This window comes from Pseudolysinimonas sp., from assembly GCF_044239695.1.
In the GTDB taxonomy this organism is placed as follows: domain Bacteria; phylum Actinomycetota; class Actinomycetes; order Actinomycetales; family Microbacteriaceae; genus Pseudolysinimonas_A.
In genome coordinates this window covers 1-6,224 of sequence record NZ_JBIIAW010000136.1, presented here as the reverse complement: position 1 = coordinate 6,224, position 6,224 = coordinate 1, and the positions used below count along the sequence as shown (strand labels likewise).

Here is a 6,224-nt window from a genome sequence, read left to right as displayed (position 1 = left end):
GAGGACTGCTGGACCACCGTCGCGGCCCTCGCCGATCTCGGCATCCTTGCCACCCCCGGGTCGTTCTACGGCGCGGCCAGTGGCGACCACGTCAGGTTCTCACTGACCGCCACCGACGAGCGGATCGCCGCCGCGGTCGACCGTTTGGCAGCTATCTCCAACTGAAGCCGCGCTTTCTTGGGGCTCGTCATGCTGCCTCGGAGGGGCCTCTAGGCTGTAGAGGTGAGCGAATCCGAAGGGCCGGACACGGCCACGTTCTCCTACGGCGACACGACCGCCCAGTTCCCCCTCGTCAGAGCCGTCGATGGCCGGGACAGCGTCGACGTCTCCACGTTCATGAAGTCGACGGGGCTGACCGCCCTCGACCAGGGCTTCGTGAACACGGCCTCGACGAAGAGCGCGATCACCTACATCGACGGGGATGCCGGCATCCTGCGGTATCGCGGGTACGCGATCGAGGATCTCGCCCGCAACTCGACCTACCTCGAGGTGGCCTGGCTGCTGATCTACGGCGAACTGCCGACGCAGAGCGAGCTCGCCGACTTCGAGAACCGCATCCGGCACCACACGTTGCTCCACGAAGACCTCAAGACGTTCTTCCAGGCGCTGCCGCACACCGCGCACCCGATGTCGGTGCTCTCCAGCGCCGTGTCGGCCCTGTCGACCTACTACGAAGACGACCTCGACCCGCACAACCCCGAGATGGTCGAGATCAACACGGTCCGCCTCCTCGCGAAGCTGCCGGTCATCGCCGCCTACGCGCACAAGAAGTCGCTCGGGCAGGCGTTCCTCTACCCCGACAACTCGCTGTCGTTCGTCGAGAACTTCCTGAAGCTCAACTTCGGCAACATGGCCGAGCCCTACGACATCAACCCGGTGCTGGTGAACGCGCTCGACCGGTTGCTCATCCTGCACGAGGACCACGAGCAGAACGCGTCGACGTCGACCGTGCGTCTCGTCGGCTCGACCGAGGCGAACATCTTCGCCTCGATCTCGGCCGGCATCAACGCCCTCTACGGTCCGCTCCACGGCGGCGCGAACGAGGCGGTCCTCTCGATGCTGCACCGCATCCAGGAATCGGGCGAAAGCGTGCAGAAGTTCGTCGAGCGCGTGAAGAACAAGGAGGACGGGGTGAAGCTGATGGGCTTCGGTCACCGCGTCTACAAGAACTTCGACCCGCGCGCGAAGCTCGTGAAGGAGAGCGCCGACGAGGTGCTCGCCGACCTCGGGGTGAAGGATCCGCTGCTCGACATCGCCAAGCAGCTCGAGGAGGCGGCGCTCGCCGACGACTACTTCATCGAGCGGAAGCTCTACCCCAACGTCGACTTCTACACCGGAGTGATCTACAAGGCGATGGGCTTCCCGGCGCGCACCTTCACGGTGCTCTTCGCGATCGGCCGACTGCCCGGCTGGATCGCGCACTGGCGGGAGCAGGTCTCCGACCCGGCGACCAAGATCGGCCGCCCGCAGCAGTTGTACGTCGGCCCCCCGGCGCGGTCCTGGCCGACCGGGCGCTGACGCTCCCGCAGTACGATCTTCGGGCGACGCGCTGGGTGTCGTCACGGTTCTCGAGGACGGTGTCGTCGTGTTCCTGCAACTGCTGACCGAGCGTGGGGCCCGCGTGCCGTCGCCCGACTACGACCGCTATGTGGCGCACCTCGGTCCCGAGGAGCTGCTCGCCCTGTATCGCGACATGGTCGTCGTGCGGCGTCTCGACGCGGAGGCGACGGCGCTCCAGCGGCAGGGGGAGCTCGCACTCTGGCCGCCGCTGCTCGGTCAGGAAGCGGCTCAGATCGGCTCGGCGCGGATGCTCAGAGCCGACGACTTCGTCTTCTCGAGCTACCGCGAGCACGCCGTGGCCTACGTGCGCGGGGTCGATCTCACCGACCTCGTGCGGGTCTGGCGGGGCACGACGGCGTCCGGCTGGGATCCGTTCTCGATCAACATGGCGACGCCGCAGGTGATCATCGGCGCGCAGACCCTGCACGCCACCGGGTACGCGATGGGCATCCGCAACGACGGTTCCGACTCGGTCGCGGTCACGTACTTCGGCGACGGCGCGATGAGCGAAGGGGATGTCGCCGAGGCGATGGTCTTCGCGGCGTCCTTCGGCGCGCCGGTCGTGTTCTTCTGCCAGAACAACCAGTGGGCGATCTCGGAGCCGGTGCGGGTGCAGTCCCGCGTGGATCTCGCCGACCGGGCGACGGGGTTCGGCATCCCGTCGCTGCGCGTCGACGGCAACGACGTGCTCGCCGTCGCCGCGGCGACCGCCGTCGCCCTCGAGCGGGCCCGGGCGGGGGAAGGCCCGACGTTCATCGAAGCGGTCACGTACCGCATGGGCCCGCACACGACGGCCGACGATCCGACCCGCTACCGCGACGCCGCCGAACTCGAGGAATGGCGGGGGCGCGACCCGATCTCGCGCCTGGCCGAGCACCTGCGCGCCCAGGGGGTGCTCGATGCCGCCGCCGACGAGCGCATCGCCGGGGAGTCGGATGCGGCCGCCGCCGAACTGCGCGCGGGCTGCCTGGCGATCACCGACCCGCCTCCGCTCGCGGTGTTCGACCACGTCTACGCCGAACGGCACGCGGGAATCGACCGTCAGCGGGCCGACTACGCGCACTACCTCGACGGGTTCGTCGAGTGACGCTCGCGCCGCCGCAGGGAGCGCAGGTGACGACGCTCGGCAGGGCTCTCAATCGCGGTCTGCATCGTGCCCTCGCCGACGACCCGAAGGTGGTCGTGATGGGCGAGGACGTCGGCGTGCTCGGCGGCGTCTACCGCATCACCGACGGTCTCCAGGCGCAGTTCGGGGCGCACCGGGTCGTCGACACCCCGCTCGCGGAGTCGGCGATCCTGGGCACGGCCATCGGCCTCGCCTTCCGGGGGTACCGGCCGGTCTGCGAGATCCAGTTCGACGGCTTCGTCTACCCGGCGTTCGACCAGATCGTGTCCCAACTCGCGCGGATGCACTCCCGCACGCGCGGGGCGGTGACCCTGCCGCTCACGATCCGCATCCCGGTCGGCGGCGGCATCGGTTCGGCCGAGCACCATTCCGACAGCCCCGAGGCCCTCTTCGCGCACACTCCCGGGCTGCGGGTCGTCACCGCCGCGACGCCCCAGGACTCCCACACGATGTTGCGGCAGGCCATCGCCTGCGACGACCCGGTCATCTTCTTCGAACCCAAGCGCCGGTACCACGTCAAAGGCGAGGTCGACGAGGACGCCGTCGATCTGCCGATGGGCGCCGCCCGGGTGGCCCGTTCCGGCGACCAGGTCACGCTCGTCACGTTCGGCGCGCTCGTGCCGACCGCCTTGGATGCCGCCACCGCCGCCGCCGAGGAGGGGATCTCGATCGAGGTCATCGACCTGCGCTCGCTCTCCCCGATCGACTACGACACCGTCGCGGCGTCGGTGCGTCGCACCGGGCGTCTCGTCGTGGTGCACGAGGCTCCGTTGAGCGGTGGGCTCGGAGCGGAGATCGCGGCGACCATCACCGAGCGGTGCTTCACCTTCCTCGAGGCGGCTCCGGTGCGCGTCACCGGGCACGACATCGTCTACCCGCCCGCCCGGCTCGAGAAGCACCACGTGCCCGATCTCGACCGCATCCTCCACGGCGTCGACCAGGTGCTCGGCCGGATCCCCGCGCCGTCGGGGGAGCGCGCATGACCCTGCGGGAGTTCCGGCTGCCCGACCTGGGCGAGGGGCTGACGGAGTCCGACCTCGTCACCTGGCGGGTCGCCGAAGGGGATGTCGTCGCCCTCAACCAGATCATCGCCGACGTCGAGACCGCGAAGGCCCTGGTCGAGCTGCCGTCGCCGTACACGGGGGTGGTCGCCGAGTTGCACGCCCGGGAGGGGGAGACGGTCAACGTCGGCGACCCGCTGGTGACCTTCGCGGTCACCGAGGCGGCCACCACCGCGCCCGCGCCCGCGGCCGTCGAGGAGTCACCCGCTCCGAACCTCGTCGGCTACGGGGCCCGACCCGAGCACTCCGGCCGTCCGGTGCGACGCGCTCGCAAGGTGCCCGAGGGGGCGCGTCCCGCGGCCGCCGTGGTGCGTCGCGATCGGGGGGAGCGCCCGCGCTCGACGCCGCCCGTGCGCCATCTCGCCCGCCAGCTCGGCATCGATCTCGAGCGGGTGACCGGCACCGGCCCGGGCGGACTCATCACGCGCGACGACGTCGCGTCGGTCGCGAATCGCGTCGTCGACGCCGGCCCCGTCACCCGCATCCCGATCCGCGGCGTGCGCAAGCACACGGCGGCGGCGATGGTCGCGAGTGCGTTCACGGCCCCGCACGTCACCGTCTTCCACACGATCGACGTCACGCCCGCCCGCGACCTGGCCGCCCGGCTCACCGCCGAGCGGGGGACGAAGGTCGGGCTCCTCGCGATCGTCGCGCGCGCGGTGTGTCTGGGGCTCGCGGCGCATCCCGAGCTCAACTCCCGCTGGGAGGACGCCACCCAGGAGATCGTGCAGTACGGCTACGTCAACCTGGGGATCGCGGCCGCGACCGATCGCGGGCTCGTCGTGCCGAACGTCAAGGACGCCGGAACGCTGGGACTGTCGGGGATGGCCGAGGCTCTTGCCACGCTGACGACCGAGGCGCGGGCCGGGAAGGCGACTCCCGAACGGCTCACCGGCGGCACCTTCACGATCACCAACATCGGCGTCTTCGGCGTCGAAGCCGGCACCCCGATCCTCAATCCGGGCGAGGCCGGCATCCTCGCTCTCGGCGCGGCGCAGCGCCGTCCGTGGGAGTTCGAGGGAGGCCTCGCGCTGCGCGAGGTGATGACCCTCAGCCTGTCGTTCGACCACCGGGTCGTCGACGGGGCCCAGGGTTCGATGTTCCTCGCCGAGCTCGGGGCGATGCTGGAACGGGTCGACACCGACGAACTGGGGGACCGATGAGACTCATGCGGATCGGCGAACGGGGCGCCGAGCGCCCGGTCGTGCGGATCGACGACGACCACTACGTCGACGTCTCCGATCTCACCGCCGACTTCGGCGAGGAGTTCTTCGGCGGTCTCGGCATCGCCGGGCTGCGTGACGAGGTCGACCGCCGGGCCGCTGCCGGCCGCGTCGTGCGCTTCGCCGGGGAGCGCATCGGGGCGGCGATCGCGCGGCCGCATCAGATCGTCGGGATCGGCATGAACTTCGCCGACCACGCCGCCGAGATCGGGCACGCCGTGCCGCCGGAACCGCTGATCTTCAGCAAGTCGCCGAACTCCATCAGCGGTCCCGACGACGACCTGGTCATCCCGCGCGACTCCCGCAAGACCGACTACGAGGTCGAGCTGGGCATCGTCATCGGTCGGCGCACCTCGTACCTGGAGACCGACGAGGAGGCCGCCGCGGCGATCGCCGGCTTCGTGCTGGTCAACGATGTGAGCGAGCGGGAGTTCCAGCAGGAGCGCTCGGGTCAGTTCATGAAGGGGAAGTCGGCGCCGACGTTCTGCCCGACCGGACCCTGGCTCGCGACACCGGAGGAGTTCGCCGACATCCGTGCCCTCGCGATGACGAGCGCGGTCAACGGCGAGATCCGGCAGAACGGCTCGACCGCGACGATGATCTTCGACCCGCTGTTCATCGTGCGCTACCTGAGCCGGTTCCTCACGCTCGAGCCCGGCGACTTGATCGCGACCGGCACGCCGCCAGGGGTCGGGGCGGGATTCACCCCGCCGCGCTTCCTCGTCGCGGGCGACGTGGTCGAGCTGGCGATCGACGGACTGGGCACCCAGCGGCAGACGCTCGTCGCCGCCGGGTGACCCGTCCGGTCGGTGCTACTGGGTGATGCCCTCGAGCGACCCGGTGGTCTGACCGGCCGGGTCGTCGATCGTGCAGAGCACCTCGCGGTCGCCGTTGTCCCAGCTCGACTGGGTCGGGGTCAGGCCGCTCGTGGCGTACTTCGAGTCGTCGTAGGCGAGCCCGACGAACGTCTCGAAGGCGTCGCCGTTGCAGTAGGCGACGCGTTCCTCCTCGACCGCCGTGTCGCCGGGGAACGTGTCGCCCGAGATGTCGAAGCGGTCGAAGATCTCCTGGTCGTGCGGCTCGTCGCACGGCACGACGGGGATCGAGCTGATCTCGTCCCCCGTTCCGGTCGTGTTGATGCAGTCGCCGACCTTCAGCGAGAAGACGTCCTGCTCCCCCTCCGGGACGCCGGTGAGGATGCTGCAGCCCGCGAGAGCGACAGCCTGACGACTACTCGTCGACACCCGCGAGTGA

Annotated in this window: 6 protein-coding genes and 1 pseudogene; 6 read left to right on the top strand and 1 reads right to left on the bottom strand. The window is 70.1% G+C overall.

Features of this window, described 5'->3' with window-relative positions; all coding sequences use genetic code 11:
- The 6 genes and pseudogenes from ACILQS_RS14935 to ACILQS_RS14910 all read left to right on the top strand — a co-directional run.
- Positions 1-165, top strand: a pseudogene (locus ACILQS_RS14935) (succinyldiaminopimelate transaminase); the annotation flags it as partial.
- A 57-nt stretch (positions 166-222) separates the two neighbouring features.
- Positions 223-1,518 carry a citrate synthase gene (locus ACILQS_RS14930; protein ID WP_395640915.1) on the top strand — a complete coding sequence of 432 codons (1,296 nt, stop codon included), beginning with the start codon at positions 223-225 and terminating at the stop codon, positions 1,516-1,518.
- Positions 1,519-1,549: 31 nt separating this feature from the next.
- Complete coding sequence (pdhA, locus tag ACILQS_RS14925) at positions 1,550-2,647, top strand: pyruvate dehydrogenase (acetyl-transferring) E1 component subunit alpha (RefSeq protein WP_395640916.1); 1,098 nt, start codon at positions 1,550-1,552, stop codon at positions 2,645-2,647.
- The gene (locus ACILQS_RS14920; protein WP_395640914.1) at positions 2,644-3,669 is read left to right on the top strand and encodes an alpha-ketoacid dehydrogenase subunit beta; all 1,026 of its coding nucleotides are present in this window, start codon (positions 2,644-2,646) and stop codon (positions 3,667-3,669) included. Before pdhA ends, ACILQS_RS14920 begins: the two co-directional genes overlap by 4 nt.
- Entirely contained in the window at positions 3,666-4,910 is a 1,245-nt protein-coding gene (locus tag ACILQS_RS14915) for a dihydrolipoamide acetyltransferase family protein (protein WP_395640913.1), read from the top strand. Before ACILQS_RS14920 ends, ACILQS_RS14915 begins: the two co-directional genes overlap by 4 nt.
- A complete protein-coding gene (locus ACILQS_RS14910; RefSeq protein WP_395640912.1) occupies positions 4,907-5,767 on the top strand; it encodes a fumarylacetoacetate hydrolase family protein in 861 nt (286 codons plus the stop codon). Before ACILQS_RS14915 ends, ACILQS_RS14910 begins: the two co-directional genes overlap by 4 nt.
- A 15-nt stretch (positions 5,768-5,782) precedes the next feature.
- Here the strand turns inward: ACILQS_RS14910 and ACILQS_RS14905 are convergent.
- A partial coding sequence (locus ACILQS_RS14905; RefSeq protein ID WP_395640911.1) for a septum formation family protein occupies positions 5,783-6,224 on the bottom strand: 442 nt, incomplete at its 5' end.

Bases quoted from the DNA above. Each gene is read 5' to 3' on its own strand.
- ACILQS_RS14910 (WP_395640912.1), top strand. From the start codon at position 4,907: ATGAGACTCATGCGGATCGGCGAACGGGGCGCCGAGCGCCCGGTCGTG.
- ACILQS_RS14915 (WP_395640913.1), top strand. From the start codon at position 3,666: ATGACCCTGCGGGAGTTCCGGCTGCCCGACCTGGGCGAGGGGCTGACG.